Source organism: Stenotrophomonas sp. PE591, assembly GCF_018320795.1.
GTDB classification, from domain to species: Bacteria; Pseudomonadota; Gammaproteobacteria; order Xanthomonadales; family Xanthomonadaceae; genus Stenotrophomonas; species Stenotrophomonas maltophilia.
In genome coordinates this window covers 921592-946813 of record NZ_JAAOKO010000001.1, presented here as the reverse complement: position 1 = coordinate 946813, position 25222 = coordinate 921592, and the positions used below count along the sequence as shown (strand labels likewise).

Genomic DNA, 25222 nt, shown 5'->3' with positions numbered 1-25222 from the left:
CGTCACCGCGCGGCCTTCACATTTTGGAAGAGGGGAGTGCGGCAGGGCTGCGCCCTGCACCCGCCGAATCAACGGCAACAGCAAAAGCGAGCTATCCGTGGGTTGGCGGACCCACCCCGCCTTCGACAGATTTCTGCGATCTGATGGTGGGTGCCGACCGTTGGTCGGCACTGATCCTATCCCGCCCCAAATCGGTGCCTACTGCTCTTGGTAGGTGTCGACCTTGGTCGACACACCGGATCAGAGCCCCTGCATCAATGCCATCTGCGCGGAATGCGGGGCTTCGTCGTGCGCCGGGGCACGCTTGTGGTAGATGCCGTCGGCATCCAGTTCCCAGGCGTTGAGGTTGTCGTCCAGGTAGTTCTGCAGCACCTCGCGGTAGACCCGCTTGGCCAGCTCCGGGTCGAGAATCGGGAAGCAGGTCTCGACCCGGCGCAGCAGGTTGCGCTCCAGCCAGTCGGCGCTGGCGCAGTACATCTCCGGTGCGCCGTCGTTGCCGAACCAGTAGACGCGGCTGTGCTCCAGGAAGCGGCCGACGATCGAGCGCACGCGGATGTTGTCCGAGATGCCCGGCACACCCGGGCGCAGGGTGCAGGCGCCGCGGATGATCAGGTCGATCTGCACGCCGGCCTGCGAGGCGGCGTACAGCGCGCGCACCACCTGCGGTTCGTTCAACGCGTTCATCTTGGCGATGATCCGCGCGGGGCGGCCGGCGGCGGCGATGCGCGTTTCGCGCTCGATGCGACCGAGGATGCCGGTGTGCAGGGTGAAGGGCGACTGCAGCAGGCGCTTGAGCTTCATCTTCGAGGCCAGCCCGGACAGCTGCTGGAACAGCAGGTGCACGTCGTTGCCGATGTCCGCATCGGCGGTGATCAGGCTGATGTCGGTGTACGCGCGGGCGGTGCCGCTGTGGTAGTTGCCGGTGCCCAGGTGTACATAGCGGCGCAGCTTGCGGCCCTCGCGGCGCACGATCAGCAGCATCTTGGCGTGGGTCTTGTAGCCGACCACGCCGTACACCACCTGCACGCCCGCTTCCTGCAGGCGATCGGCCAGGCCCAGGTTTGCCTCTTCGTCGAAGCGTGCGCGCAGTTCAACGACCACGGTCACGTCCTTGCCGTTGCGCGCGGCCTGGATCAGCGCATCGACAATCAGCGAATCCTTGCCGGTGCGGTACAGGGTCTGCTTGATCGCCAGCACGTTGGGGTCGATCGCCGCCTGCCGGATCAGGTCCAGCACCGCGGTGAAAGCATCGAACGGGTGGTGCAGCAGCAGGTCCTGGCGCGCCGCGGTCTCGAAGATGCCGTCGCTGTCGCGCAGCGTGCGCGGGGTCATTGGCGGGTACTTCAGGTCCGGCTGTGCGATCAGGTCGTACAACTGGATGATGCGGTTGAGGTTGACCGGGCCGTCGATGCGGTACACCGCGTTCTCGGTCAGGCCGAAGTTCTGCAGCAGGGTGCGCACGATCTCGCGCGGCATGTCCTGCGCGATTTCCAGCCGCACCGCCGGCCGGTAGCCGCGATCGACCAGTTCGTCGCGCAGTGCCAGCGCCAGGTTCTCCACCTCCTCCTCGTCCACCACCAGCTCGGAGTTGCGGGTGACGCGGAACTGGTAGGCCCCCTGGACTTCCATGCCCGGGAACAGCTCATCGACGAAGGTGGACAGCACCGAGGACAGGAACACGAAATTCTGCGACCCGCCGAGCTTCTCCGGCAGCTGGATGATGCGCGGCAGCGAGCGCGGCGCACGCACGATGGCCAGATGGCCGGCGCGGCCGAATGCGTCGGTGCCCTTCAGCACCACCACGATGTTCAGCGACTTGTTGAGGATCTTCGGGAACGGGTGCACCGGGTCCAGGCCCAGCGGCGACAGCACCGGCATGATCTCGTTGCGGAAATAGGCGCGCAGCCAGCGCCTCTGCCGATCGGTCCAGGAGTGGCGGCCGAGCACGCCGATGCCGGCCTCCATCAGCGCCGGGCGCAGCGTCTCGTTCCAGCAGCGGTACTGCTGGTCGACCAGTTGAGCCGCGCGGTCGTGGATGGCGTTGAGGATGGCCTGCGGGCTCATCCCGTCCGGTGCCGGTGGCAGGCCGAATTCCTGCGCGTGGCGGACGGCGGCGGCGCGGATCTCGAAGAACTCGTCCAGGTTGGTGCAGGAGATGCACATGAAGCGCAGGCGCTCCAGCAGCGGCACCTGCGGATCCATCGCCTGCGCCAGCACGCGGAAGTTGAAATCCAGCTGCGACAGCTCGCGGTTGATGTAGAGCGCCGGGTCGCGCAACGGATCATTGTCCGGGCTCACGGGGAGGGGGAGGGATCCGAGGCTGCTCATGGCGTCATTCTTCGATGGAAGTCAGGGGGGCGGACTCGCGCGGGCGCACGTGGTCGGCATCGAAATGGCAGGAGAACACCGAGCCCTTGCCGACCTCGCTTTCAATCTCCAGCCGCGCGTGGTGCAGGCCGAGGATGTGCTTGACGATGGACAGGCCCAGGCCGGTACCGCCGCTTTCGCGGGAGCGGCTGCTGGAGACGCGGTAGAAACGTTCGGTCAGGCGTGGCAGGTGGGAAGCCGGGATGCCGTAACCGGAATCGCGCACCGCCAGCACCGCGCCCTCGCCTTCGCGGCGGAACTCCACGGCGATGCGGCCACCGGCCGGCGTATAGCGCACCGCATTGGTGACCAGGTTGGAGAAGGCGCTGTGCAGCTCCTTGGTGGAACCCTGCAGGTCGACGCCGGCCAGATCGTCGATGCTGATCTGGTGGCGGCCCTGGCTGTGCGCTTCGGCCTCGCGGCGTAGTGTGGCCAGCATCGGCTGCATGGCGACGGTCTCTTCCTCGCTGTGCTCCTGCGATTCCAGCCGCGACAGGGTCAGCAGGTCTTCCACCAGCTGGGCCATGCGCTGGCTCTGCTTGCGCATTTCTTCCAGCATCGGACCGGTGCCCGGGAAATCCTCCGGGTCCATCATGTCCAGGTAACCGTGGACCACGGTGAGCGGCGTGCGCAGTTCGTGTGAAACGTTGGCGACGAAGTCGCGGCGCACCTGTTCCAGGCGCAGCAGCTTGCTGACGTCGCGGGCGATCAGCAGCCAGTAGTCCGAAGAATACGGAATCAGTCGCAGGTTCAGGCGGATCGCAGGATCGACCGGTGAGGGCACGTCCAGGATCGGCTCGGCGTTGCGGCCGCCGGCCAGCCAGTGCGCCAGCGGCATCGGCTGCAGGCGTTCGACCAGCGCCTCGCCGAGGTCGCCCGGATGATGCAGGCCAAGCAGGGCGGTGGCCGCTTCGTTGAACCACTGCACGCGCTGGCTGTTGCGGTCCAGCACCACCACGGCATCGGGCAGCGCGGCGGCCGCGGCGCGGTAGCTGCGCAGCATGTCGAGCAGGCGGCGCTTGCGAACGCGCATTTCCACCTGGTTGCGGTACAGCAGGCGGTCCAGCTCGTTCCAGACGCCGGTGCCTTCCTCGGCGGTGTCCCAGCGCTGGCGCGCGGTCAGCCGGCGCAGCACGCTGCGCAGCCGCCAGTAATGCCAGGCCAGGGTGGCCAGCGCGCCCAGTGCGATGCACAGCCACAGGTGACCCGTGAACCACCCCACCAGTCCGGAGAACAGCAGTACCGCGGCAACGGTGGCCAGGGTCTTCAACCAGGCAGAGCGGATGTGGCGGGGCATTGCGATCTCGTCGTTGAAGTGCGGCGGTTCACTGGGGTGAACCGAGGGTTATAGCAGAGTTGCCGGCGCCGGCACCCGCGGGTGCGCGGCGTCGGCACGACGAGACTCAGGTCGCGGTGGAGAAGCGGTAGCCGGCGCCGCGCACGGTCTGCACCATGTTCTCGGCGTTGAACGGTTCCAGCGTCTTGCGCAGGCGGCGGATGTGCACGTCGATGGTGCGCTCCTCCACGTACACGCTGCCGCCCCACACATGGTCCAGCAGCTGGGCGCGGGTGTAGACGCGCTCGGGGTGGGTCATGAAGAAGTGCAGCAGGCGGTACTCGGTCGGGCCGATCGGCACCGGCTGGTCGTTGGCGAACACGCGATGGGCGGCGCCGTCGATGCGGATCGGGCCGACGGCCACGCTGCCGTCCTCGTCGTCCTCGCGGGCGCGGCGCATGACCGCACGGATGCGGGCCAGCAGTTCGCGCGCCGAGAACGGCTTGACCACATAGTCGTCGACGCCGGCTTCAAGGCCACCTACGCGGTCGTTCTCTTCACCGCGGGCGGTCAGCATGATGATCGGCACTTCGCGGGTCAGCGTTTCCTTGCGCCAGCGGCGGGCCAGGTCCAGGCCGCTGGTGCCGGGCAGCATCCAGTCCAGCAGGATCAGGTCGGGGACGCGGTCGGCGATGGCGGTCTGGGCCTCACGGGCATCGCCGGCGTGGACCGGTTCGTAATCGCCCTTGCGCAGGGCGAAGGCGACCATTTCACGGATCGCGGGCTCGTCATCGACGATCAGGATGCGTTTCTGCACGAGGACACCGTAGGGCTCGGTTACTGGAGTGGTGCCAGTAGACTACGGTTTGATGACATGTTTGTGACTACCTGGCCGGAACCGGTCGGGATTGCCATCGACCGGTCACGCAGCACTCAGCGGCGGTCCAGGTCCGGGTCCTGCACGCCCTGGCGGCGCAGCTCCAGCACGGTGGGGGTGATCGCCTCGATGCGCGCATCCACCCGCGCCCGGCCCACGTAGTCCAGCGCCGGGTTGCGCTTGAGGGCCTGCAGCTGCATCAGCGATTGCTCCGGGCGGCCGCTGAGGAAGGCGGCCTCGGCATAGGCCTCGCTGGCGCGCACGCTGTCACCGGCCAGCTCGCTGGCGCGGGCGTATCGCTGCTGGAAGACCGGATCGTTACCACTTTGCGACAGCAGGGGCCGCAGCATGGCCTGCGCGCGCTGGCCCGCCTCGCGGGTGCCCTGTTCGTTCAGGATCTCGGCGTAGGTCAGGGCCACGGGCCGGCTGTTGGGGTGCTCGCGCAGCAGCTGCTCGAAACGGGTGTTGGCCTGCGCGCCCAGCCCGGCACGCGATTCGGCCTCGCCCAGCCCCAGTGCCAGCCACAGGTTGTCCGGGCGGGTCTGCAGCAGGCTGGCCAGGGTCTGCCGGGCCTGCGTGGCACCGCTGCGGCCCCCGCGCATGACCGCCAGCGCCTGGCCATAGCGCTGGGCGTCGTTGAGACCGTCCTTCTGCCGCTTGGCCATGTCCGCGTATTCGCGCTCCAGCTCGGCGGTGGAATCGGCGCTCAGCACGCGCAGGCGCTCGCGTGCCCACTCGAAGTCGCCGCTGGCGCCACGGGCCAGCTGGCCGACCGGAACGCGCAGCACGCTGCTGGGCAGCAAGGGGTTGTTTCCGCGCAGCAGGGGCTCGGCCAGGCCCGGGTCGGCCGGATTCACACGCTCCCTGCGCTCGCCGCTGGGGGTGCTGGTGGTCAGCAGCACCGTGTCCTTCTTCATCTGCTCGGCGCGGGCCTTGGCCTCGCTGATGCGGGTGATGTTGACCGGATGGGTGCGCAGGAACTCGGGCACGCTGTAGCCGCCCTCGTTGCCGCGCATCGCCGCCGACATGCGCTCGAAGAAGCCGGCCATGGCATCCACGTCGTAGCCGCTGCGCGACAGGGTGCGGATGCCGAGGCGGTCGGCCTCCGATTCGTTGGAGCGGGTGTAGTTGATCTGCCGCTGCTGCATCAGGCCCATGCCGGAGCTGATCGCGGCCATCGTCGCGTTGCCGGAGGAGGTGCTGTTGCTGGCCTGCGCGGCCACCACCGCCGCCAGCATGCCGAGCAGGATCGGTATCTGGTCGCGCTGGGCGCGTTCGACCCCGCGCAGCACGTGCTGCTGGGTGACGTGGGCGATTTCGTGCGACAGCACTGCAGCCACCTCGTCCTCGCGCTCGGCGGTCAGCACCAGGCCGGCATTGACCCCGATATAGCCGCCCAGCGTGGCGAAGGCGTTGATCTGGCGGTCCTTCATCACGAAGAACGTGTAGGGCTGGCGCGGCTGGTCGCTGTTGGAGCCAAGCCGGGTGCCCATGGTCTGCAGCCAGTCGTTCACCAGCGGGTCGTCCAGCAGGTAGCCGTAGTTGCGCAGCTCGCGCAGCATCATCGCGCCGTACTCGGCCTGGCGCGCCGGGGTCAGCAGCTCGCCGGCCGAGGAGCCGATGTCGGGCAGCTTCTCCTGGGCCTGGGCCAGCGGCATGGCCAGGGCCAGGGTAACGGCGGTAGTCAGCAGCAGGGCTCGCAAGCGGAAGGTCCTCGGGCAGGGCGCGCCAAGCGTGGCAGGGCAGGGGGCAACCATTCGTTAACCCACAGTGTTGCGGCGGTGGCGTGGAATTTCCAGCGCACCGGTACCATATGTAGACCGTCGATCCATCGTGGAGTTTCCCGTGACAGCCCAGACCGCCGGCGGCGCCCCCGCCATCACCATCTATTCCACCGCCGTCTGCCCGTACTGCGTGGCCGCCAAGAACTTCCTGAAGAGCAAGGGCCAGCAGTGGACCGAGGTCCGCATCGACCTGGACCCGGCCGAGCGCGAGAAGATGATGGCACTGACCCGCCGCACCAGCGTGCCGCAGATCTTCGTCGGCGACGTCCACGTGGGCGGCTACGACGACATGATGGCCCTGCACCGTGAAGGCAAGCTCGAGCCGCTGCTGGCCGGGCAGGGCCAGGCATGAGCGCGGCCGACGACGGCAGCAAGGACCGCATCGCCGAATTCACCGACTTCCGCAAGCGCATGAACGAACGCATCCTGGGCGAACCGAACCAGGTGGTGCGGCGCTTCTTCGCACTGGACACGCAGACCTACCAGGCCGGCGCGCTGGACGTGAAGACCAAGGAACTGCTGGGCCTGGTGGCCTCGATGGTGCTGCGCTGCGACGACTGCATCAGCTACCACGTGGCCCAGTGCAAGGACGCCGGGGTAACCCGTGAAGAGTTCTTCGAGACCTTCTCGGTCGGCCTGGTGGTGGGCGGTTCCATCGTGATCCCCCACCTGCGCCGCGCGGTCGACTTCCTCGACCAGCTTGAAGGCGGCGCCAGCGCTCCGGCAGCGCACGAGCACTAAGGGTAGTGCCGGCCGCTGGCCGGCATCGCCTGAACTTGACCTGGCCGAGGTTGCCGGCCAGCGGCCGGCACTACCGGGCCCGCGAGGGGGCCTGTCCCGCGATCCAACAGCCCAGGAGCCCCTTCTTGTTGAAGGGGCGCGCCGACAGGCGGGGGTAGAGGAAGAATGCGCGGGCAATTATGCCTGAGCCGGGCACTGGGACCATGGTCTATTTGGGACCTCGGCCCCGTCTCAGGCATAATTGCCGGTGAAACTTCCTTTGCGCCGGCGTTTCCGGGCACGTCCGGACGGCGTTTTTCCCCCTGTTCGGAACATCGATCAATGACGCAGAAAATTACGGTCATCCGCGGCGACGGCATTGGCCCGGAAATCATGGACGCCACCCTGTTCGTGCTCGACCAGCTCAAGACTGGCCTGGAGTACGAAGACGCCGACGCCGGCCTGGTGGCCCTGGAAAAGCACGGCGACCTGATGCCGGCGGTGACCCTGGAATCGATCGCGCGCAACAAGGTCGCGCTGAAGAGCCCGCTGACCACCCCGGTCGGTGGTGGCTTCACCTCGATCAACGTCAGCCTGCGCCGCCATTTCGACCTGTACGCCAACGTGCGTCCGGCCCACACCTTCCCGAACACCAAGTCGCGTTTCGACAACGTCGACCTGATCACCGTTCGTGAGAACACCGAGGGTGCCTACCTGGCCGAAGGCCAGGAAGTGTCGGCCGACGGCGAGACCGCCTTCTCCGGCACCCGCATCACCCGCAAGGGCTCCGAGCGCATCGTGCGCTACGCCTTCGAGCTGGCCAAGAGCACCGGCCGCAAGAAGGTCACCGCTGTGCACAAGGCCAACATCATCAAGTCGACCTCGGGCCTGTTCCTGAACGTCGCCCGTGAAGTGGCCGCGCAGTACCCGGAGATCGAGTTCCAGGAAATGATCGTCGACAACTGCTGCATGCAGCTGGTGATGCGTCCGGAACAGTTCGACGTGATCGTTACGACCAACCTGTTCGGCGACATCATCTCCGACCTGTGCGCCGGCCTCGTCGGCGGCCTGGGCCTGGCTCCGGGTGCCAACATCGGCAAGGAGGCGGCGATCTTCGAAGCCGTGCACGGCACCGCGCCGGACATCGCCGGCCAGGGCAAGGCCAATCCGTGCGCGCTGCTGCTGGCAGCCGCGCAGATGCTGGACCATATCGGCCAGCCGGAAAACGCCGAGCGCCTGCGCAAGGCCATCGTGGCCACCATGGAAGCCAAGGATTCGCTGACCGGCGACCTGGGCGGTACCGGCACCACCATGAGCTTTGCCCAAGCCATCGCCAGCCGCCTGTAAGCGGCCGGTCGACCTCGGTTGGATCCACAGCGGGGCGCCTTCGGGCGCCCCGTTGCGTTGTGGGCTGACTCGTAGATCCACGCCATGCGTGGATGGCGTGGCTTTGGTCCGCAGCCACCCATGGGGTGGCTCTACAGGGGGTTGTCTGTGCGTATCTCGCACAGATCATGTGCTGTTGCACGGCTGGTTCGTGCGCCATCCGCTCCGCATCCTGTGCCCACTTTCCACTGCACAGGAGTCGCTCCATGAATCTCACCGCCTTCGGCCTGGCCAGCCTGATCGGCATGGCTGCCACCGCCCCGGTCGCCGCTGCCGAACCGTCTCATCCCACCATCCGCCACATGGCCGGCGCGCCGGTCGCGACCTCGCTGGATGCGGCGAAGACCGCCGTGCTGGTGATCGACTTCCAGAACGAGTACTTCGATGCCAAGGCCGCGCCGGGCTTTGCCGGTGGCCGCATGGTCATTCCCGATGGCGTGGCCGCACTGCGCCAGGCCAAGCGGGTGGTCGCGTTCGCCGATGCCCACGGCATCCGCGTGATCCACGTGCAGCACGTGTTGCCGGCCGGTGCACCGCTGTTCGCGCAGGGCAGCGTCAATGCCGACTTCCATCGCGACCTGCAGCCGCGCAAGGGCGAGACGGTCGTGCAGAAGGACAACGTCAGTGTGTTCGCTGGCAACTCGGCCGCGGTGCTCGACACGGTGCTGAAGGATGCCGGCATCGACACCCTGATCGTCACCGGCCTGCAGACCCATGCCTGTGTGGCCGGTGCCGCGCGCGACGCGGCGGCCGCACCCCGTGGTTACCGGGTGATCGTGTCGTCCGATGCCAGCGCCAGCCGTGACCTGGACCTGGCCGGTGGCCAGCGCATCGATCATCGCGCGCTGCACGATGCCTCGCTGGCGCAGATCGAAGACGCCTTCGGTGATGTCATGAGTACCGACGCGATCCTGGCGTTGCCGGTGCGCAAGGCCGGCGACGGCGCTTGATAAGCTGGCGGGGCCCGCATGCCGAGGGCCCCGCCACATGGAGCTGCCCGCCGATGGATCACTTCGCCGCCCTGCGTGCGCTGCGCGCCATCGTTGACGCGGGCAGTTTCACCGCGGCCGCTGAACGCCTGGGGACTACCCACTCGGCGATGTCACGGCAACTGCGCCAGCTGGAAGAGCATCTGCAGGTTCGCTTGCTCGATCGCAACAGCCGCAGGCTGTCATTGACCGAGGCCGGGCGCGACTACTACCGCGAGGCGGCAACGCTGCTGGACCGCCTGCAGGAGGCGGACGACCGTGCCCGCGCCGGGCAGGCGCAACCCAGTGGCAGCGTACGCATCAGCGTGCCGCAGGTCGTGGCCAGCCAGGAGTTGCCGCATTGGTTGCCGTCGTTCCTGCAGCGTTACCCGCACGTCTCCTTGGATCTGTCGGCCGATGATCAGCTGGTCGATGTCGTCGGTGGTGGGTTTGACCTGGCCCTGCGCATCGCGCATGCGTTGCCGGACAGCCAGCTGGTCGCACATGAACTGGCCAGCTGCCCTCGCATCCTGGTGGCCGCGCCAGCCTACCTGGCGCGTCATGGCCTGCCGCGTCAGGCATCGGATCTCGCGCAGCACACGCTGCTGGGCTTCAGTCCCACGCCGTCAATGCCGCCTTGGCAGCTGCAGGGGCCGCGTGGTGCCAGTGCGAGCGTCGAGGCCGGGCAACGCCTGCGCGTGGATGCGACGCCAGCGTTGTACGCCGCCGCGCTGGCTGGCATGGGCATCAGCCTGTTTACTGCGCTGACCGTGCAGGAGGACCTGCGTGCCGGCCGCCTGATCCGTGTGCTGCCTGCCTGGCACGCCGGACAGCGGCGCTACTTCGCGCTGTATCCGCATGCACGTGCGCTGGCGCCGAAAGTGCGCGCGCTGGTCGAGCACCTTGCGGCGCACTACGCTGCACAGGTGGGCGCGGCAGGGTAGTCGCGCGGTGGCAGCCGAGGTGGTGATGGAGTCGGTGTATCTGCTGGTCGCACTGGGCGCGATCGTCGCCGGATTCGTGCAGGGCCTGTCCGGCTTCGCCTTTGGCATGGTGGCGATGTCGTTCTGGGCATGGGGGCTGGAGCCGCGACTGGCGGCCACGCTGTCGGTGTTCGGCGCGCTGGTCGGCCAGCTGGTCGCGGTGTTCACCGTGCGCCGCGGATTCAACCTGCGCCTGCTGCTGCCGTTCGTGCTGGGCGGGTTGGCCGGCATTCCGCTGGGCGTGATGGTGCTGCCGCAGCTGGACATGGACTGGTTCAAGGCGCTTTTGGGCGGCTTCCTGGCGTTGTGGTGCCCGGTGATGCTGATGGCGCGCTCGTTGCCTGCGGTCCGCGTCGGCGGCCGTATCGGTGATGCGATTGCTGGCATGGCCGGTGGCGTGCTCAGCGGCATCGGCGGCTTCGCCGGGCCGGTGCCGACGTTGTGGAGCACGCTGCGCGGCTTCGGCAAGGACGAGCAGCGCGCGGTCATCCAGAACTTCAATCTGGCCATGCTGGCGGTGACCATGGCCACCTATGTCGGCAGTGGCCTGGTGAGCCGGCAGATGCCCCCGTACTTCGCCATCGTGGCGCCAGCCATGCTGGTGCCGACCCTGCTGGGCGCGCGCGTCTACATCGGCATCAGCGAGCTGCGCTTCAGGCAGGTCGTACTGGGCCTGCTGACCGCATCAGGCATTGCGTTGCTGGCCTCGTCGCTGCCGACGCTGCTGGCGCGCTGAGGGAGGAACGAAAAGGGCGCCACGAGAGGCGCCCTTTGTCGTCTATGGCATGTTCCGATTCAGCGCTGCTGGATCTTCGACAGCAGGCGCAGGAACTCCACATACAGCCAGACCAGGGTCACCATCAGGCCGAATGCGCCATACCACTCCATGTACTTCGGCGCGCGCTGGGCCACGCCGGTCTCGATGAAGTCGAAGTCCAGTACAAGGTTCAATGCAGCCACGACCACCACGAACAGGCTGAAAGCGATGCCCAGCCAGCTGGAGTCATGGATCACCGGCACGTTGATGTTGAAAAAGCCCAGCACGAACGATGCCAGGTAGAGCAGGGCAATGCCGCCGGTGGCGGCGACCACGCCCATCTTGAAGTTCTCGGTGGCCTTGATCACGCCGCTGCGGTATGCGACCAGGAGGGCGGCCAGGGTGCCGAAGGTCAGCAGTACGGCCTGGAACACGATACCCGGGTACTTCATGTTGAACAGCGCCGACACGGCGCCCAGGAACAGGCCTTCGACCAGCGCGTACATCGGCGCGGTGACCGGCGACCATTCCTTCTTGAAGATGGTGATCAACGCCAGCACCAGGCCGCCGATCGCGCCACCGATGGCATACAGGCTCGCGCTGCCGGAAATCTGGCCGTACTCGTCGACCGCCTGGCTCCAGGCGAACGCCGCGGTCAGCACGGTCAACAACAGCAGGATGCCGGTCTTGTTGGCGGTGCCGTTGAGGGTCATCACCTGGTCGGGGCTGGTCACCACCGAGCCGCTGGCGAGGTCGAGGAAGGTCGACTCGGAAAGAGCCGGGTTGCCGCTGCGCATGCGTGTTCTCCGTGCGGATGAGGGGCTGGACGGCCATCCGGCCGATGACCGGGAGCATAGCCGATGGCTGCACGTGGTGCCGTGCCAGGCGTCGGGTTCGAGTCGCCCGCGTTGACAGTTCATGATGCGCTTGGCCACAATGACCAGCTCCCCGGGCCTGGCTCGAGGGGATTGCAAGACCGGGGTATAGCGCAGTCTGGTAGCGCGCCTGCTTTGGGAGCAGGATGTCGGGGGTTCGAATCCCTCTACCCCGACCAATCCCACATCACGTCGGATTGGACGCCGTTCCGGTTCGGGCGCCCGTAGCTCAACTGGATAGAGCACCGGCCTTCTAAGCCGGCGGTTACAGGTTCGATTCCTGTCGGGCGCGCCATTTAAATCAACGGCTTACGCCAAAATTTACTTGAGCTCCTCAAATCGTTCCTCAAAAGTGGATCCTTCGCCAGCCACCGAATTGCTGGAGTACACGTCTTTGTCAAGCCACTGGTGCTAGCATAGACGGCCAACCCACAACCGCTGGCTGCCCGTGGCCGTTCACCAAGTTATATGCCGTTTGGATTTCAACCTCCGCCCGAAGCTGATGGATCGGCCAGGCGAGCTGTGTGAGGCGCTCGGCATGGCGAATACTTGGGAGCTAATCCGTGAAGCGTCCTCTAAGCGACAATTCAGCCTAAGTTCCAAGCCCAAACCGGGGTTTAGCAAAAATTTTACATTTGCCCCTGAGTTTGCAGTCTTTGGCGCGACTTGGGTCGACGGCGTGGAACTTTCCGCATTGTCGGAAGATCCAACGCTTAGAGATCTCTTCGCTTGCCTGGATACCGTGAGGGAGTTTGGCGATATAAAGGAACTGCGTAGATGTGGTCTGCGGTTCATCGCCTTGGATGCAGCAAGGCAGCAAGACGTTGCGGTCGATGGTGATGCTGGTCTGGTGCTGTTGGATCAGTTTCTTGAACGATCCTGCGAGTCGGTGTCAGGAGGAATCCGCAAGACCGCCGGCGATATCACTGATGCAAGTGTAAAAATCGTGGGGAAGCACAAAGACGAGATGCATTACACCATCTCTTACGGTCCGTTTGGTGATTTCGAAGCCCCTAAATTTTTCTCGGATGTTGCCGATAATTGGCCAGAAGCTAGCGGTTACGACCTTCTCTGCGATGCGGATTTCTGGGAAGCTAATTTTGCAATGACCACCTCGGCGCGGAAGTGGGCGCTACCGGTGATGAGTCGGTTTAGAGAGGTCGCGACTTCGGTGTCTAACGGAATTAGGGGGAATGGTAATGGCTGAGACAGCACTCGTCTTTTTCGGCGATGACCGGAATGTTGACCGTTATGCGTTCGGTAGTCATGGAGAGCCAGTTCGTAGCACCTTTGCTCGCCGAGAAAGCTTCGATTCTTTGACCGACGCCACGGTGGTAGATGGTGAAGCCGAGGTCTACCGGCCCTCAGCGGCTCCGCCAGAGACAGCGAAGCAAGCGATTCAGCGAATGATCGGTGCACCTCGCCGAGACTTTGTTCGCGTCGACGTTCGAGACCTGGTTGGCGCAGCTGTGGTCTGCCAGATTCCAGAATTGGGCGGAAACGACGTGGTGATCGAACTGCCATTTGGGTTGTTTCCTCCTTCGCCTCAAGGCCGCGAACCTTTCATTGGCGCCTCGTATGAGCTCAAGATGGAGGAATCTGAAGGATTTCGGCGTCCTGTACTTACTTGGTTTGAAGGCGCAGCCGGTGAAGCTCGGGATCTAAAAGAAAAAATTAACGCTAAGGTCGAGGCTTTTAAGCGTCGAGCCGAACAAAGAGCCTAGTCATTACAGGGATGGTACGGGTTGCTCAAGTTCCACTTTCTAAATGTTGGGCACGGTAACTCGACTGTTATTGAGTACACGTCGCTCAATGGTCATCGACATTTTGGGGTGATCGATTCGAATCGACGCGGCCAGGAACAGCCTGCGGCGCTGAGGCGTCTCGCCGAACTCGATGCCGGTCACCTGGCTTTCGTTGCACTTACTCATCCGCATGCTGACCACTACAAGGGATTGGCTGCCGTCATGGCGGCCTATGCGGGCAGGGTTGATAGATTCTTCTCTTTTCCGCTGGATCGAGATGTGCACCGTCTCACTAAGTGGCTCACCAATTTCCAAGACCTTGCCCTTGGCGTAACCAGCCGGGAGGTGCTCGGAGAAATAGATGAGCTTCTTGATGTGGTCCTTGGTTTTGATAACGCTGCGGATGATTGGGAGCCTTTGAGCAACTATGAGTCAGTTGCCTATGTGCCAGGGATGAGCGATGAAATGCGCATTTCTGTGCTGCTCCCCCCTGCTAAGGTTAAGGGGCCATTTTTCGAGCGCATCGCAAACAATGAATCTGCATATAAATGCCACAAGGACAACGCGTTAAGTTTGGCCTTCAAGTTTGAATATGCGGGCCGAGTAGTTGTGGTTGGAGGCGATGGCACTTGGGAAAACTGGGTTTACATCAGGCAGAGAACTCGCAAAGCGGCCTCTGCCGATGAGTTTGGTTCATTGCACGCAGATGTCGCTTGCTTGCCACATCATGGTTCTGCTAAAGATTCGGGGCCAGATGTGTTGGATTTCATATTCGGCACGGCGGCCCCGTCAGACGGGGCCAACAAAATTGCAGTTATATCTGCTGACGGTAGAAGTCACCCCGCTCCTGAGGTGCTGAAACATTTGCGCCTGCGTGGTGTGCATCCGTATTGCACTGGCCTTTCTAAGGTGTGCTCTCACGCTCAACCGCTGCCTACCGCAGATAGCAATGTTTTGGATCCTGTTCTTATGCGATACATAGCGACGAACGCAATTCCGAATGGTCGTCCCGCGCTCTGTCAGGGAAATGTAACCGTTGGTATATCTCCAGCTGGAGAGATCTCTGTTCTAAGGCAGTTTAACAATCTATGTCCCCTTAGAGGCGACCTCGATTTTGTCGCTTGATTGCTGAGTTTGATTCACAGTGGGGATTTCGTGGTCGTACAGATGCAACATTGCATTAGTTTTGTGCCCGCTTGCTAGGCGCTTGTCACCTTTAGTATCTGTCACGCCCCGGTGCTTTAAGCTATGTAGCCCAAAGCGATCCTCCTGGCACAAAATGCCATCCTTTACCGCGTTTCGCATCATGCGTCCCCAGGCAGTCTGCCAACCATCCTCGGTCAACCGCTCGCCGTCCTCGCTGACGAAGAGATAGCGGTCCTCGGCCCGGATCGGAATCACTCCCCCGTTCTTCTCCCATATCGCCGCGCGCCGTGCCCGCAGCATTGCGATGGCCGCCTCGGTCTCGGCGCCCTTGCGCACCAGGTTGTCGCGACTGCCCTTACGGCGGTTCGTCCGCAGCACCTCGCCATCCACGTGGGCGTCAGTCAGCGTGAGAACCGCGATGCCGCGCAGGCGCGCTTGGTAGGCCAACTCCATGGCTGCCCATAGGTACGCCGGCACGGCACCCTTCGCCCGGGCGCCGCGCGCGCTGCATTCCTTCGCATAGGCCTGAACCTTGCGGAATACATCGACCGCCGGCATGCGGTGGGCGCCCCTCTCCTTCACCTGCTTGATACCGGTCGCCGGGTTCGTGGTGACGTGGTCATGCTCCCGTGCCCAGCCGAACACGCGGCGCAAGTATCGCAGCCAGTGGTTGGCCTTCGTAGGGTAGCCAGGGATGGCCGGATCGCTCGGCTTCTGGCCGGGTCTACCTTGAGCGATCACATCGATCAGCCGCCGTATAAGGCCAGGAGAAAGGCGATCCACTACCGCAGCGCCTAGGGTGGTTCCGTTCTTTAGCGGATAGGCCTTGATGGCCTTGGCATAGTCGCGGTAGTGCTGCTGGGTCGACGGCTGCAGCTGGGTGAACGCAAGGCTCTTGGCATGCTGATCGATCACGTACGCGATAGTTCCGCGCTGCGCCTCGCCGCGCCGGCCCTCGGCGATGGCATGCAGGTCAGACAGGCGGGCATTCGGCCCGGCAACCGTCTTCCTCTTGAAACCGTGCCCGTCCGGGTGCGGATCCTGTACGCACCATCTGCCACGGCCGGTGCGATCCCAGTAGATACCGGGAGGCACCAAGCCGTAGTCGATGTGCGCTGGAAGGTTGGGCGGGGCCTTGCGAGGACGTGCCATGTTTCGTAGCTGTTTCCGTTAGAGCAAGTCGGTGGAATAGGTGTCGCCATTGCTGGCGGGTGCAGTCAGGCCGAGGGCCTCGTTCAATGCTGTCGTGGTGGTCCAGATTCCGCCGCAGGCGTCGTACTGAAAGCGGATGTGGCGATCGCGCGCCCAGCGCTCGACCGTTGCCAGTCGCGGGCGCTTCCCGGGCTGGCAGAGTTCCTGCAGGTCGCGAAATTGGAGGATCTCGCCGATCAAGACGTGGCTCCTTCGACCGCCCGGAATCGAGACGGCGACCAGTCACAGCTTTCGTCTGCAGGGATGTGGCCGAACATGGCGGTGCAGCGCCGGCAATGCACGCAGTCGCCGCAGTTCTTGCCCTCGGGCAGATCCATATCGTTGCCAGTGCGGCCGTACGGGTTTCGCTCAACCATGGGTGGGCTCCTTCTTGCATTGGTTGCACGGGGCACTGTGGGGCGCCCGAATCGAGAACCTGGTGCCACGCACGTGCTCCCCGGGGCGGATGACGATGTGGCCGCAATCCAGTTCACATTGGAAGTGACCCTCAAGCACGGACACTCCGGGGCTCGCGATGAACTTTGCGTTCACCACGGCGCGAATGGGACTCACGGTGAGCAGCTGGTCAGCCATGGGCGTCGCCGAGTCGGTGCTAATCGCCTTCATCGCCAGCCCCTCAGATATTCGCCGAACGTCACGCCACCGTCGTAGCGCAGGAACTGCTGGTAGCGCTGCTGCGACCTGGTCAGTTTCGGCAGCGGCGGCGTGTGTTCCTGCGCTGCGGCTCGGCCGGCCTGGGTGACGTTGAACAGGTCGCTGCCGCCGGTGATCGCGTTGCCCGCGCGCCGAACCATGAACCCGCGAGCGACCAGCGCCATGCAGTGCTGGTGGTCGGCGCCGCCAGGGCCGGTGACGAAGTGACTGCGGTAGCTGCGCTCCAAGCCGCCTTCGCCGACGCCCAGGGCGTGGCGAAGGATCTGCAGCTCGGCATCCGGCAGAGCGCCGGCGGTCGTCTGATCAGCCATTGCCCACCGCCTGGCTGTTGACCTTGGCAAGAGCATCGGCAAACTGCTGCCTCATCGCACGGCCACTGGCAGCCACCTCGTCTCGGGAGTAGCCATCGATCGCGGTGCAGATGGTTGCAAGCCCCTCAGCGGCCTGCAGGGCCTCGCGTACCGCACCCAGGTCCACGGCCTGCGCGGGCGGGGCGGCGTAGACCTCGCCCGATCCGTCTTCATCGGTTATTGCTCGGTCGGACACCATGAGCACGTCACCGACCTGCAGTTCGCCGATGCCGTTCTCCAGAAGCCAGTTGATGCTCAGCCCGTACTCTGGATGGTTGAAGATCTCGGCCACCACTTCGACCGTGATCGGCTCCCCCACCGGCTGGCGGGCGGCGAGGGAATCGCGCAGCAGGCGCTCCAGCACCTCGACGCCTTTGGCCCAGCCATTGATCCCTGCGGTCGGCAGCGCATCCTGCAGGCGCTGCAGCACTGCGCGGTCGTCGTCGCTGATGGACACGCCGACACCCTGACCACCCGGGGAGGGCTGGGCGGAGAGGGCGGCATTCTCCAGATTCAGCCTTTTGGCCTCGGCCCAACCCTCGCGCGCCCACGTTTCCCACGTCACAGGCCAGAGCGGACCGCAGCCATTCGGGCACGGCTCCGTCTTGCTGTCACCAGCACCGACAGTCCCGCTTTGCAGATACAGGTTCGTGCGGTGCAGTTGGAAAGAGCATTTCGCACAGCGCACGATGCCCGGAACCAGGTCGGAACGCTGATCCCCCAGCCTCACCCTCCCACCGGGCTGCAAGTCCGCCAGGGTCGTCTTGTCGTTGCTCATGCCTGCATGTCCTTGCTGTTGGCGGGAAGGCGCGCCAGGCGCAGCGATTCCCAGGTGAGGGGATAGGGGCCACGCTTCACCCGCGTGTCTGCAGTGGTCATCGACACGCCTAGTTCGTCTGCAATCTGGCGCATCGTGTAACGCTTGTTCTCGACCACGCGGGCGTAAAGCGCGGCCTTTGTTCTGCCAGCCTTGACGCGGTATCGGTGGTGCCGCTCGCTCAGCGTCGGGTCCATTAGGCTGCCCGGCTGACCGACAGCACGCCGATCCAATTGCCCCCGCCACTGCCTGGTCTACCGCCAACCCGCGAGCAGCAGCAACAGGCTCGGCGCCTGGCTGAGGCCGGAGCGCAGGAGGTCGAGCGGATCAAGGCAGCACTCGAACCGCGCAAGCCGCCGGCAGAGACGAAACCCCGAGCGAGGGACATCCGCAGCAAGACATGGGTGAGGGCAGGGCTTCGCGATCTACGCGGTTGGTGACGGGGGAGGTTCCCGAATACACCATGCCTGCCCCTTGCGGGACTAGGCGCTTTCCCGATGGCCTCCTGAATTGAACTCAATCTAAGTCGTTGACTACAATGCACAGTCCGCCAGCCTTCTAAGCCGGCGGTTACAGGTTCGATTCCTGTCGGGCGCGCCATTTCACCCATCTCCTGCAGGTCCTGTTGTTACCGGCCTCTGCCTGGTCCTGCGCTGTGTTGGCGCGCATTCAATCTGGTCCGTCGTGGCCGAGGCATAGTCGGCCTGCCCCATGCCGGGGTGACTGCGCTGAGCCATCCCTTGATGAACACCGTTGCGCGATCGCGCTGTCTGCTGCTGGCGATGGGCCTGGGGCTTGCCGTGCAGGCGTCCGCCAATGCCCCCGTGATTGCGGTCTACCGCGGCGAGGCCGGTTGCCCAGGGTGTTCGGAGGCCGTCGAACAGGCCATCCATCGTTCGCGTCCGGACTATCACGTGGTGTTCGTCGGCCCGGGCGAGGCCGTCGATGTCGATTCGCTGGCCACGTCGCGCTACCGGGCCTATGTGCAGCCGGGGGGCGGGCAGGACATCGACGCCGCGATGGCGGCGGTGGGCGAAGATGGGGCGGCAGTCATCCGTCGTTTCGTCGATGCAGGCGGAACCTACATCGGCCTGTGCATGGGGGCCTACCTGGCCGGTGCATCGCATCTGGGCCTGCTGGCGCAGGACCTGGACGCCGAGGCCGGCAGGCCGGGATTCCCGGTACAGGATGAAGACGATGCCGTGATTCCCGTCGTCTGGGACGGGCGTCGCCAGACGGTGTACTTCCAGGACGGTCCCTACCTGCCCAAGGCGCCACGCGACCAAGGGTTCAAGGTGATTTCCCGCTACACCAATGGCGACATTGCGGCTGCGTCGTATCGCCACGGGAAGGGCAGGGTGGTGCTGTCGGGACCCCATCCGGAAGCGCCGACGCAGTGGTTCAAGATGGCGGAAATCCCGCTTTCGCAGATGCCGTCGGCCGATCTGTTCAAGTCACTGCTGGATGAGGATCGGCGCTGAGGCGGGCGCGTGCGCAGCGCGACGCGGGCCGGAATGGCGACCGGCACATCAATGTGAAGAAATGCTTGCAATTCCTTCGCGACTCCCGGAAAATGCCGGACTCGCTTCAGGGGACGGCCTTCTGGTCCCACCCGGTCGCAACGCATCAGGTTCCATTGCTGGCAGCATCGGCAGGGGAGCAGAAGTTTCAGTGGTGGCTGTAGCTCAGTTGGTTAGAGTACCGGATTGTGATTCCGGTGGTCGGGGGTTCGAATCCCCTCAGCCACCCCACTGTTTTCTTACTACCGTCGCTAAGTTACTGAAAAGTAAGCTGGCGACGGTCAGTTTTGGTACTACAATCCCCCGTTGGCAATCAATCCCTGTCTCGGAACGTCACCTGGGGGCGTCACCTGCGGCGCAGCCCGCAATTGCTCCAGCGCAGACTTGCCGATGAGCGCCTGCTCGGCCAGCACCTTCGCGTAGGTCTCCGACGTGGTGCGGATGTCCCGATGCCCCAGCCACTCCTGCACGAGCTTGATGTTGCCGGTCGCCAGCAGCAGCCGGGTGGCGCAGGTGTGCCGCAGCGAGTGGATCACGCACTCCTTCTCCTTGGCGAGATGCGTCCCCTTTCGCGCACGATTCCAGAGCTTGTTGGCGCGGGTCTTGTTGAGCGTCGAGAAGGGGCCGGTCTGCTCCTTGCCTGCCGCCCTGCGCCGCCGCTGGACCACTTCCGACGCGCGGAAGGTCAACGGGATGGTGCGCTGCCGGCCACCTTTCAGTTCCCCGTGACGCCAGAAGCGCACGGCGGTGGGCGGGGTGCCCACCAGGTCGCTCCATCGCAGGTTGAACGCTTGGCTCAGGCGGCAGCCCACGTCGGCCAGGAACACGAACAGGTCGTGGTAGTCCTTACCGTCGCGCGTCCGCGGCCGACCGCCGTACTCGGGGTCGGGCAGGATGTCCCACGCGAGCACGCGGGAGAGGATCAGCTCCTCGTCCTCGATGGTCAGGGTGAACTGGCGCGCGTTGTCGCGCTCGTCGCTCGGCCGATACTCCGGGATGGCGGCCAGCATGCGCCCGGCCTTCGCCTCGCGGCGCAGGACGGCCATCAGGGCGTGCATCTTGCGGTTGATGGTCGCCGGGGCAGCTCCCTCGGCCTCCATCTTGGTCACCATCGCGTCCACGGCGGCCTGGGTGATGTAGTTGATGGGCGTGTCCTCGCCCAGGAAGCCCTGGACGATCTTGCAGTTGGTGCGAACGGTCTCGATGGACTTGAGCTTGCCCCAAAAGTTGCGGTCCTCCAGGGCGTCATCCATCGCGTCCTTGAGGGTGCGCTGCCGGGCCTTGGCTTTCGCCACGGCCATCTGCGCCGACCGGGACTTGCCCCGGATGAGTTCGCGCAGCACGTCCTCGGAAACGTCGGGGTCATCGCGCAGGGCGTCGAGGACCGCCTGCTCCTTGCGCTCGGCGGCCACGCGGTCACGGGTGCCGGTGGACAGGCGCACGCGGCGGTATCCCTCCTGCACGTCGAGCATGTAGTAGCGCTTATCGGGCGCGCCCGGCTTGGGCGCGGTCCCTTTGAGGCGAAGGGCCATGTGTATCTCCAGAAAAAGAAAAGGCCCGCACTAGGCGGGCCTCGGGCAATACTGCTGCTGTTGGTCTTACGCGGCGAACTTGGCCGCCATCTTCCTGCTCACCCTCTCCGCGAGAGTGGTCAGCCAATGAAGTGCCTTGGTCGTTGGGAAGATGAGGTTGCGCTTGCGATAAGCGGGGTCAGGGCGCTGCTCCAAGAAGTCAGGGCCAGGCTCACGGTTCCGCTTGATCTGCGACAGGTCGAGCACGTTCCGGCTCACAGCCGATGGAGAGAGTCCGCCGAGCACTCGCTCCAGGTCCACCTGTTGAATCCCTGGCTCATCCACAACGGCGAGCAGAGTCAGGATACGGGTGGCCGTAATGTCCTCGTCGATCTCCTCTCGAAATGCTGACAATGCGGTGGTCAGGATGACCGTCAGTTCTTTCTGCGAGAGATTCATGGCTTCTCAATTTCCAAAGGGGGATGGTTCCCACTAGGGAGCCATCAAGTTCTATCTTGACAACGCAGCGTAAGGATTACAACCCCGAGGCCGATGTTGATGGCGTTTTTGCCGATTTTGTCGATCCAGAAACCCCTCTGCCAGGGGGCGGGGCACAGGTCGAGGTCGATTTCATATCCGAATGCGTTCACGTACAGGTCCAGGCACTTCTTCCGCCCACGAGGGCTGTCCTGTCCCCCGGCAACGGCTCCGCTATGACGCCGCCATGTCCCCGGCTGCGCTCCACAAAATATTCCATTAATCAACTACTTAAAGCGGGCAGAACAAGCATTACCCCAATCGTCACGAGTGCCCCAATCACCGCGACATAGAACATCGCTTGCCCGGCTCGCACCGCGGCGGATGTCATTCTCTTTCTCCAGTCTCTCATAGGCTGAGACTGCTCCTGTCGTTAGGTGGCGGGGGTGGCGGACAGCGACCACCCACCGTCTAGCGTGCTGCGGCCGAGGACCAGCGGTCGGCCATAGAAATCACGTACCAGAACTGAGATTGATCCCACGTCCGACATTGAATTGTTCATGATTCCGCGCTCTCGTCGGGCAGCTCGTGGGCGTGCGCGGCCAGGACTTCAACCTCCTCGCGGATGACGAGGAACGGGCCGATCTGGTGTGCGCGGAAGGCCAGGTTGACGATGATGATTTTCATGATGGTTTCCTTTGGCGTGGATCAAGCGCCGCGACGGGCGAGGTAGTAGTTGGCCTGACGCATCAGGCGGTGGAACTCGGCGGCATCGGCCGGGGACAACGGCCGGGCCACCCGGATGGCTTGGGGGCGCTTAGGAGCGCGGAGGCGGATCACGGTGCGCGCCCTCCCGACAGCGCGACCCACAAGGTCACGCACGGCAGGACGTTGATGCACCAGCGGCGGTTGTAGGGCGACCAGTGCGCGCCAATCCACGCGCTGCCCCAGCGGAACAGGAGACCGGCCCTCATCGCACAGCCCTCGGTTCCAAGGGCCGCACGCGGCAGTAGTCGCTCCACCTGTCGGCCGCAGTCGCCATGCGTTCCAGTTCCTTGATGGCGAGGTGGCGACCTTCGGCGGTGCCGTGCTGGACTACGGCCAGCAGGGGCATCAGAACCTCACGCCAGCTCGGCGTCACGGTGATTTCGGTGGTCATGTGGTCAGTCCTCGGGCATGCACGCCGGGCAGGCGTTGCAGGACCAGCAGTAGCGGCAGCCACAACCGTGGCCGCCGCAGTCGCAGCAGGTGAAAGCGTCGCTGCACGGGAAGTCGGGGGTCTCGCAGGGGGCGCTCATGCGGCCACCTTCGGAGCGCGCAGGACGATGGTGCGCGCGGGCACCTCGATCACGTCGTCCCAATTGACGCGAGCGCCGATGGTCAGGGCCAGGTCATTAGCGATGACGTTGGCATGGTCGCCGTTGTCCTCCACGCCCCAGCAGGAATCGCTGTAGTCGGTTGGGTTGCCCTCGGCGTCCAGCAGCGTCACCGTGACCCCGATGTAGTTCCACTCGTCCCGACACCAGCCGCGCAGCCAATCGCACTCGCGCCTTGCCGCTTCCGCTGCGCGCTCGCCCGGCAACCCTTCTGCTCGCGCCTTAGCGACCGCTCCGGCGAAGTCGTAGAAGCGACGCCAGCCGCTCCTGTCGTGGTTGATGACGATCTCGCCAGGACGCTTGCTGCGGTTGCCGTCATCCACGCTGCCCAGCAGGTCGCATTGGTCCCAGGGAGCAGCGGCGTCGAAGTCCGGGTGATGCTCCACTTTGAAGGTCAGTCGGTGCAGCTCGAAGGTATACATGCTCGTCTCCTCAGCGGAACCAGCGCTGCGCCACACCGCGGCCCAGCTCGCGGCGCGCGGTTGCGCGGATGTGATTGCCCCAGCTCCCGTCGTGCCGCTCGCGCAGCTCGGCGGGCGAGTTCTCGCGCCAGTAGTCCCACAGCAGTTGCGAGAGCACGCGGCAGACGCCCGCGCGGAACTCGGTCGGCCAATACTGGCCGGTGCAGTAGTCCAGGCGGCCGTCGTCGCGCAGTTGCAGCCGCCCCGAGGTTTGCAGCGCCTTGCGGATGTCGTGCGCGGTGATCGACTCGCGCCAGCCAATCGCGGCCAGCATTTCCAGTGCGTCGCTGCGCTGCCGCTGGGCGGTGCGCTGGTCGCTGCGGTAGCTCGATGCGTCGCCGTAGTTGCACGGGTCGAAGCCGGGGCGCTGATTGACGAAAGCGGTCAGCATCGCCATCAGTTCCTCGCGGGTCAGCAGTGCGGCAGGCTTGCGTGCCATGTAAGTGCTCCAGAAATGCGAAGGCCCGCACTAGGCGGGCCTCGGGATCAGCGGTGGTTGTCGGTCAGTGCGCCCAATCGGGCTTGACGTTCAGCAGGTAGGCGGCGGCCACTGCGCGGGCGGTGTCCTCGTCGGCCACGTCGGCAATCCACCACCATCGGTCCTTACCGGCCCAGCGGTAGACGCCCCAAAACTGCGTGGCCATCGGTGCGCAAGGCTCGACGCTTCCATCGAACTCTTGGCGGGGACCGTAGGAGACCGATCGGTCGCCCAGGGTGACCAGCTTGTCACCGGCAGGTACAGCCAGCTCGTTGTCGTTGCTCATTGCGACAGGCCCTTTGCGTGCTCGATGGCGCGATCCAGCGCGCCGGGGATGTTGTGAAAAATGCCGTGGCGTGTCGAGTGGGTGAGGCCGATTTTGTAGACCTCAAAATGGTTCGGTCCCTTGCGCAGCACCCATGCCTTTTCGGCCTCGAACACGATGTCCTCCTCGCGGTAGCTCATCGCGCGGCTCCCATGCCCTCGGCGATCCATGCGCGGGCCTGCTGTTCGGCGCGGGCCACGCCATCGGTGGTCTCGTGGTTGATGCCGTTCCTCGACAGCCACCCGCCCAGCGGGTCGGCGATGTCGTAGGCCCAAACGCCGCTCCACTGCTCGCCGACCTCCTGCCAGAGGCGGTGCAGCATGCGCGCCACCTCGACAAGAAATTCGGAGTCCTCAATGCCCAGCGGCGCGGTGTTCATCGGCTCGGGCCACGTCCACCCGCTCGCCAACTGTGCGAGGTCGATGGGGTCGAAGTCGGTATCCCTGATTGCGCGGTTGACCACGGTGGCGAACTCCTCGGCTTGCTGCGGCGTCATCGCGGTCGCCGCCAGTTGTTCGTGATAGCGCCCCGGCTGTGCCAGGAACACGTTGCGGGTTCCGTAGGTGCGCAGTTCCATCACAGCACCCCCAGCCCGCGCAGCACCGGCATCACCAGCGCGTTGGTCTCGTCGTTGTCGCTCCAGTCGCTCGCGGCGTCGTCCCCGTTCTCCCAAATCAGGAGCACAAACCCCGCCTTTGTTGCGTCCGGGCGGTAGAACCGCAGGTGATCGTGGTCGGTAGAGGCGAGGGCCTCCAATACTTCTTGCCGGTCGCGGCTGTGCCGCACCGTGGTTTCTTCGCCGTCGTAGACGCCGAGCGAGTAACCAGCGGCGAGGGCGGCATCCACCAGCGCCACGGCTATGCGCTTCGCGCTCTCGGGGGCGTAGTTGTCGAGGTTCATGGCTTTCTCCGGGCAACAAAAAAGCCGCCTTGCGGCGGCTTCGGGGGATTGGGGTAGGGCGCGGTTAGAGGAACAACTTGGTCAGCGTGACGATGCCAGCCACAAAGGCCGTGGCGACCACCAGCGGATACCACCGGGTCTCCATCATCAGCTTGTCGCTCTCGCGGTTGATCTTGCGAATCTCAGCGGTGAGCTTGCGCACTTGCAAGTCCTCCAGTGGTCCATTGGTGCTCATGGTAGCTCCAAAAAAGACCCGC

General features: G+C 64.8%; 33 protein-coding genes and 3 tRNA genes. 14 read left to right on the top strand and 22 right to left on the bottom strand.

The window, feature by feature from the left end; all coding sequences use genetic code 11:
- Positions 1 to 240: 240 nt before the first annotated feature.
- The 4 genes from ppk1 to JLDANKMP_RS04775 form a co-directional block, all read right to left on the bottom strand.
- Positions 241 to 2328, bottom strand: coding sequence for a polyphosphate kinase 1 (gene ppk1 / locus JLDANKMP_RS04790; RefSeq protein ID WP_005408256.1), 2088 nt, complete (start codon positions 2326 to 2328; stop codon positions 241 to 243).
- Between the two features lie 4 nt (positions 2329 to 2332).
- On the bottom strand, positions 2333 to 3664 hold the full coding sequence (phoR, locus tag JLDANKMP_RS04785) for a phosphate regulon sensor histidine kinase PhoR (protein ID WP_005408257.1): 1332 nt from the start codon (positions 3662 to 3664) through the stop codon (positions 2333 to 2335).
- A gap of 106 nt (positions 3665 to 3770) precedes the next feature.
- The gene (gene phoB / locus JLDANKMP_RS04780) at positions 3771 to 4460 is read right to left on the bottom strand and encodes a phosphate regulon transcriptional regulator PhoB (protein ID WP_005408258.1); all 690 of its coding nucleotides are present in this window, start codon (positions 4458 to 4460) and stop codon (positions 3771 to 3773) included.
- A 116-nt stretch (positions 4461 to 4576) separates the two neighbouring features.
- A complete protein-coding gene (locus tag JLDANKMP_RS04775; protein ID WP_012479259.1) occupies positions 4577 to 6277 on the bottom strand; it encodes a M48 family metalloprotease in 1701 nt (566 codons plus the stop codon).
- A gap of 88 nt (positions 6278 to 6365) precedes the next feature.
- Here JLDANKMP_RS04775 and grxC point away from each other — a divergent pair, with 88 nt between their 5' ends.
- The 6 genes from grxC to JLDANKMP_RS04745 all read left to right on the top strand — a co-directional run bounded on the left by grxC (position 6366) and on the right by JLDANKMP_RS04745 (position 11097).
- Entirely contained in the window at positions 6366 to 6656 is a 291-nt protein-coding gene (grxC, locus tag JLDANKMP_RS04770; protein ID WP_004154541.1) for a glutaredoxin 3, read from the top strand.
- Complete coding sequence (locus tag JLDANKMP_RS04765) at positions 6653 to 7045, top strand: carboxymuconolactone decarboxylase family protein (protein ID WP_005412372.1); 393 nt, start codon at positions 6653 to 6655, stop codon at positions 7043 to 7045. Before grxC ends, JLDANKMP_RS04765 begins: the two co-directional genes overlap by 4 nt.
- A gap of 321 nt (positions 7046 to 7366) precedes the next feature.
- Positions 7367 to 8371 (top strand): isocitrate dehydrogenase, encoded by a 1005-nt coding sequence (locus tag JLDANKMP_RS04760; protein ID WP_024956065.1) that lies wholly within the window; start codon positions 7367 to 7369, stop codon positions 8369 to 8371.
- 245 nt (positions 8372 to 8616) lie between these two features.
- On the top strand, positions 8617 to 9360 hold the full coding sequence (locus tag JLDANKMP_RS04755; RefSeq protein ID WP_111117983.1) for a cysteine hydrolase: 744 nt from the start codon (positions 8617 to 8619) through the stop codon (positions 9358 to 9360).
- A gap of 53 nt (positions 9361 to 9413) precedes the next feature.
- Positions 9414 to 10322, top strand: coding sequence for a LysR family transcriptional regulator (locus JLDANKMP_RS04750; RefSeq protein WP_212560635.1), 909 nt, complete (start codon positions 9414 to 9416; stop codon positions 10320 to 10322).
- Between the two features lie 25 nt (positions 10323 to 10347).
- The gene (locus JLDANKMP_RS04745; protein WP_212560666.1) at positions 10348 to 11097 is read left to right on the top strand and encodes a sulfite exporter TauE/SafE family protein; all 750 of its coding nucleotides are present in this window, start codon (positions 10348 to 10350) and stop codon (positions 11095 to 11097) included.
- A 59-nt stretch (positions 11098 to 11156) separates the two neighbouring features.
- Here JLDANKMP_RS04745 and JLDANKMP_RS04740 read toward each other — a convergent pair whose 3' ends face one another.
- Complete coding sequence (locus JLDANKMP_RS04740; RefSeq protein WP_005408265.1) at positions 11157 to 11915, bottom strand: Bax inhibitor-1/YccA family protein; 759 nt, start codon at positions 11913 to 11915, stop codon at positions 11157 to 11159.
- Between the two features lie 180 nt (positions 11916 to 12095).
- On the opposite strand from JLDANKMP_RS04740, the gene JLDANKMP_RS04735 reads away from it, so the two are divergent.
- The 5 genes from JLDANKMP_RS04735 to JLDANKMP_RS04715 all read left to right on the top strand — a co-directional run bounded on the left by JLDANKMP_RS04735 (position 12096) and on the right by JLDANKMP_RS04715 (position 14863).
- Positions 12096 to 12172 (top strand) — tRNA-Pro (locus JLDANKMP_RS04735).
- Positions 12173 to 12211: 39 nt separating this feature from the next.
- Positions 12212 to 12288: transfer RNA gene (locus JLDANKMP_RS04730), tRNA-Arg, on the top strand.
- A 180-nt stretch (positions 12289 to 12468) separates the two neighbouring features.
- A complete protein-coding gene (locus tag JLDANKMP_RS04725) occupies positions 12469 to 13200 on the top strand; it encodes a hypothetical protein (protein WP_088431033.1) in 732 nt (243 codons plus the stop codon).
- A complete protein-coding gene (locus tag JLDANKMP_RS04720) occupies positions 13193 to 13717 on the top strand; it encodes a hypothetical protein (RefSeq protein WP_141098029.1) in 525 nt (174 codons plus the stop codon). The genes JLDANKMP_RS04725 and JLDANKMP_RS04720 overlap by 8 nt, the downstream gene beginning before the upstream one ends.
- A gap of 21 nt (positions 13718 to 13738) precedes the next feature.
- Positions 13739 to 14863, top strand: a complete 1125-nt coding sequence (locus JLDANKMP_RS04715; protein WP_141098030.1) for a hypothetical protein — start codon at positions 13739 to 13741, stop codon at positions 14861 to 14863.
- Here JLDANKMP_RS04715 and JLDANKMP_RS04710 read toward each other — a convergent pair.
- From JLDANKMP_RS04710 to JLDANKMP_RS04690, 5 genes are all read right to left on the bottom strand, one after another.
- Positions 14825 to 16036, bottom strand: coding sequence for an integrase (locus JLDANKMP_RS04710; protein WP_249336785.1), 1212 nt, complete (start codon positions 16034 to 16036; stop codon positions 14825 to 14827). The genes JLDANKMP_RS04715 and JLDANKMP_RS04710 overlap by 39 nt on opposite strands.
- Positions 16037 to 16054: 18 nt before the next feature.
- On the bottom strand, positions 16055 to 16276 hold the full coding sequence (locus tag JLDANKMP_RS04705) for a hypothetical protein (RefSeq protein ID WP_088431035.1): 222 nt from the start codon (positions 16274 to 16276) through the stop codon (positions 16055 to 16057).
- A gap of 422 nt (positions 16277 to 16698) precedes the next feature.
- On the bottom strand, positions 16699 to 17061 hold the full coding sequence (locus JLDANKMP_RS04700) for a hypothetical protein (RefSeq protein WP_212560634.1): 363 nt from the start codon (positions 17059 to 17061) through the stop codon (positions 16699 to 16701).
- Positions 17054 to 17878, bottom strand: coding sequence for a hypothetical protein (locus JLDANKMP_RS04695; RefSeq protein WP_088431043.1), 825 nt, complete (start codon positions 17876 to 17878; stop codon positions 17054 to 17056). The genes JLDANKMP_RS04700 and JLDANKMP_RS04695 overlap by 8 nt, the downstream gene beginning before the upstream one ends.
- On the bottom strand, positions 17875 to 18114 hold the full coding sequence (locus tag JLDANKMP_RS04690; protein WP_043402317.1) for a hypothetical protein: 240 nt from the start codon (positions 18112 to 18114) through the stop codon (positions 17875 to 17877). Before JLDANKMP_RS04690 ends, JLDANKMP_RS04695 begins: the two co-directional genes overlap by 4 nt.
- A gap of 12 nt (positions 18115 to 18126) precedes the next feature.
- Here JLDANKMP_RS04690 and JLDANKMP_RS22450 point away from each other — a divergent pair, with 12 nt between their 5' ends.
- The 3 genes from JLDANKMP_RS22450 to JLDANKMP_RS04680 all read left to right on the top strand — a co-directional run bounded on the left by JLDANKMP_RS22450 (position 18127) and on the right by JLDANKMP_RS04680 (position 19668).
- The gene (locus JLDANKMP_RS22450; RefSeq protein WP_088431045.1) at positions 18127 to 18357 is read left to right on the top strand and encodes a hypothetical protein; all 231 of its coding nucleotides are present in this window, start codon (positions 18127 to 18129) and stop codon (positions 18355 to 18357) included.
- A 303-nt stretch (positions 18358 to 18660) separates the two neighbouring features.
- A complete protein-coding gene (locus tag JLDANKMP_RS04685) occupies positions 18661 to 19398 on the top strand; it encodes a BPL-N domain-containing protein (RefSeq protein WP_212560633.1) in 738 nt (245 codons plus the stop codon).
- A gap of 193 nt (positions 19399 to 19591) precedes the next feature.
- Positions 19592 to 19668: transfer RNA gene (locus JLDANKMP_RS04680), tRNA-His, on the top strand.
- Between the two features lie 62 nt (positions 19669 to 19730).
- On the opposite strand, the gene JLDANKMP_RS04675 is transcribed toward JLDANKMP_RS04680, so the two are convergent.
- The 12 genes from JLDANKMP_RS04675 to JLDANKMP_RS04625 form a co-directional block, all read right to left on the bottom strand.
- On the bottom strand, positions 19731 to 20969 hold the full coding sequence (locus JLDANKMP_RS04675; RefSeq protein ID WP_212560632.1) for a site-specific integrase: 1239 nt from the start codon (positions 20967 to 20969) through the stop codon (positions 19731 to 19733).
- 66 nt (positions 20970 to 21035) lie between these two features.
- On the bottom strand, positions 21036 to 21407 hold the full coding sequence (locus tag JLDANKMP_RS04670; RefSeq protein ID WP_109337022.1) for a hypothetical protein: 372 nt from the start codon (positions 21405 to 21407) through the stop codon (positions 21036 to 21038).
- Between the two features lie 576 nt (positions 21408 to 21983).
- Entirely contained in the window at positions 21984 to 22112 is a 129-nt protein-coding gene (locus tag JLDANKMP_RS22400) for a hypothetical protein (protein WP_283246287.1), read from the bottom strand.
- A gap of 149 nt (positions 22113 to 22261) precedes the next feature.
- Positions 22262 to 22399 carry a hypothetical protein gene (locus tag JLDANKMP_RS04665; RefSeq protein ID WP_212560631.1) on the bottom strand — a complete coding sequence of 46 codons (138 nt, stop codon included), beginning with the start codon at positions 22397 to 22399 and terminating at the stop codon, positions 22262 to 22264.
- Entirely contained in the window at positions 22396 to 22584 is a 189-nt protein-coding gene (locus tag JLDANKMP_RS04660; RefSeq protein ID WP_212560630.1) for a hypothetical protein, read from the bottom strand. The genes JLDANKMP_RS04665 and JLDANKMP_RS04660 overlap by 4 nt, the downstream gene beginning before the upstream one ends.
- A gap of 135 nt (positions 22585 to 22719) precedes the next feature.
- Positions 22720 to 23223, bottom strand: coding sequence for a hypothetical protein (locus tag JLDANKMP_RS04655; RefSeq protein WP_212560629.1), 504 nt, complete (start codon positions 23221 to 23223; stop codon positions 22720 to 22722).
- Between the two features lie 10 nt (positions 23224 to 23233).
- On the bottom strand, positions 23234 to 23701 hold the full coding sequence (locus JLDANKMP_RS04650; RefSeq protein ID WP_212560628.1) for a hypothetical protein: 468 nt from the start codon (positions 23699 to 23701) through the stop codon (positions 23234 to 23236).
- A 64-nt stretch (positions 23702 to 23765) separates the two neighbouring features.
- A complete protein-coding gene (locus tag JLDANKMP_RS04645; protein ID WP_212560627.1) occupies positions 23766 to 24026 on the bottom strand; it encodes a hypothetical protein in 261 nt (86 codons plus the stop codon).
- The gene (locus JLDANKMP_RS04640; protein ID WP_212560626.1) at positions 24023 to 24205 is read right to left on the bottom strand and encodes a hypothetical protein; all 183 of its coding nucleotides are present in this window, start codon (positions 24203 to 24205) and stop codon (positions 24023 to 24025) included. The genes JLDANKMP_RS04645 and JLDANKMP_RS04640 overlap by 4 nt, the downstream gene beginning before the upstream one ends.
- Positions 24202 to 24642 carry a hypothetical protein gene (locus JLDANKMP_RS04635; RefSeq protein ID WP_212560625.1) on the bottom strand — a complete coding sequence of 147 codons (441 nt, stop codon included), beginning with the start codon at positions 24640 to 24642 and terminating at the stop codon, positions 24202 to 24204. The genes JLDANKMP_RS04640 and JLDANKMP_RS04635 overlap by 4 nt, the downstream gene beginning before the upstream one ends.
- Complete coding sequence (locus JLDANKMP_RS04630) at positions 24642 to 24965, bottom strand: hypothetical protein (protein WP_005412384.1); 324 nt, start codon at positions 24963 to 24965, stop codon at positions 24642 to 24644. The genes JLDANKMP_RS04635 and JLDANKMP_RS04630 overlap by 1 nt, the downstream gene beginning before the upstream one ends.
- Positions 24966 to 25029: 64 nt before the next feature.
- Complete coding sequence (locus tag JLDANKMP_RS04625) at positions 25030 to 25200, bottom strand: hypothetical protein (RefSeq protein WP_004154558.1); 171 nt, start codon at positions 25198 to 25200, stop codon at positions 25030 to 25032.
- Between the last annotated feature and the right edge of the window lie 22 nt (positions 25201 to 25222).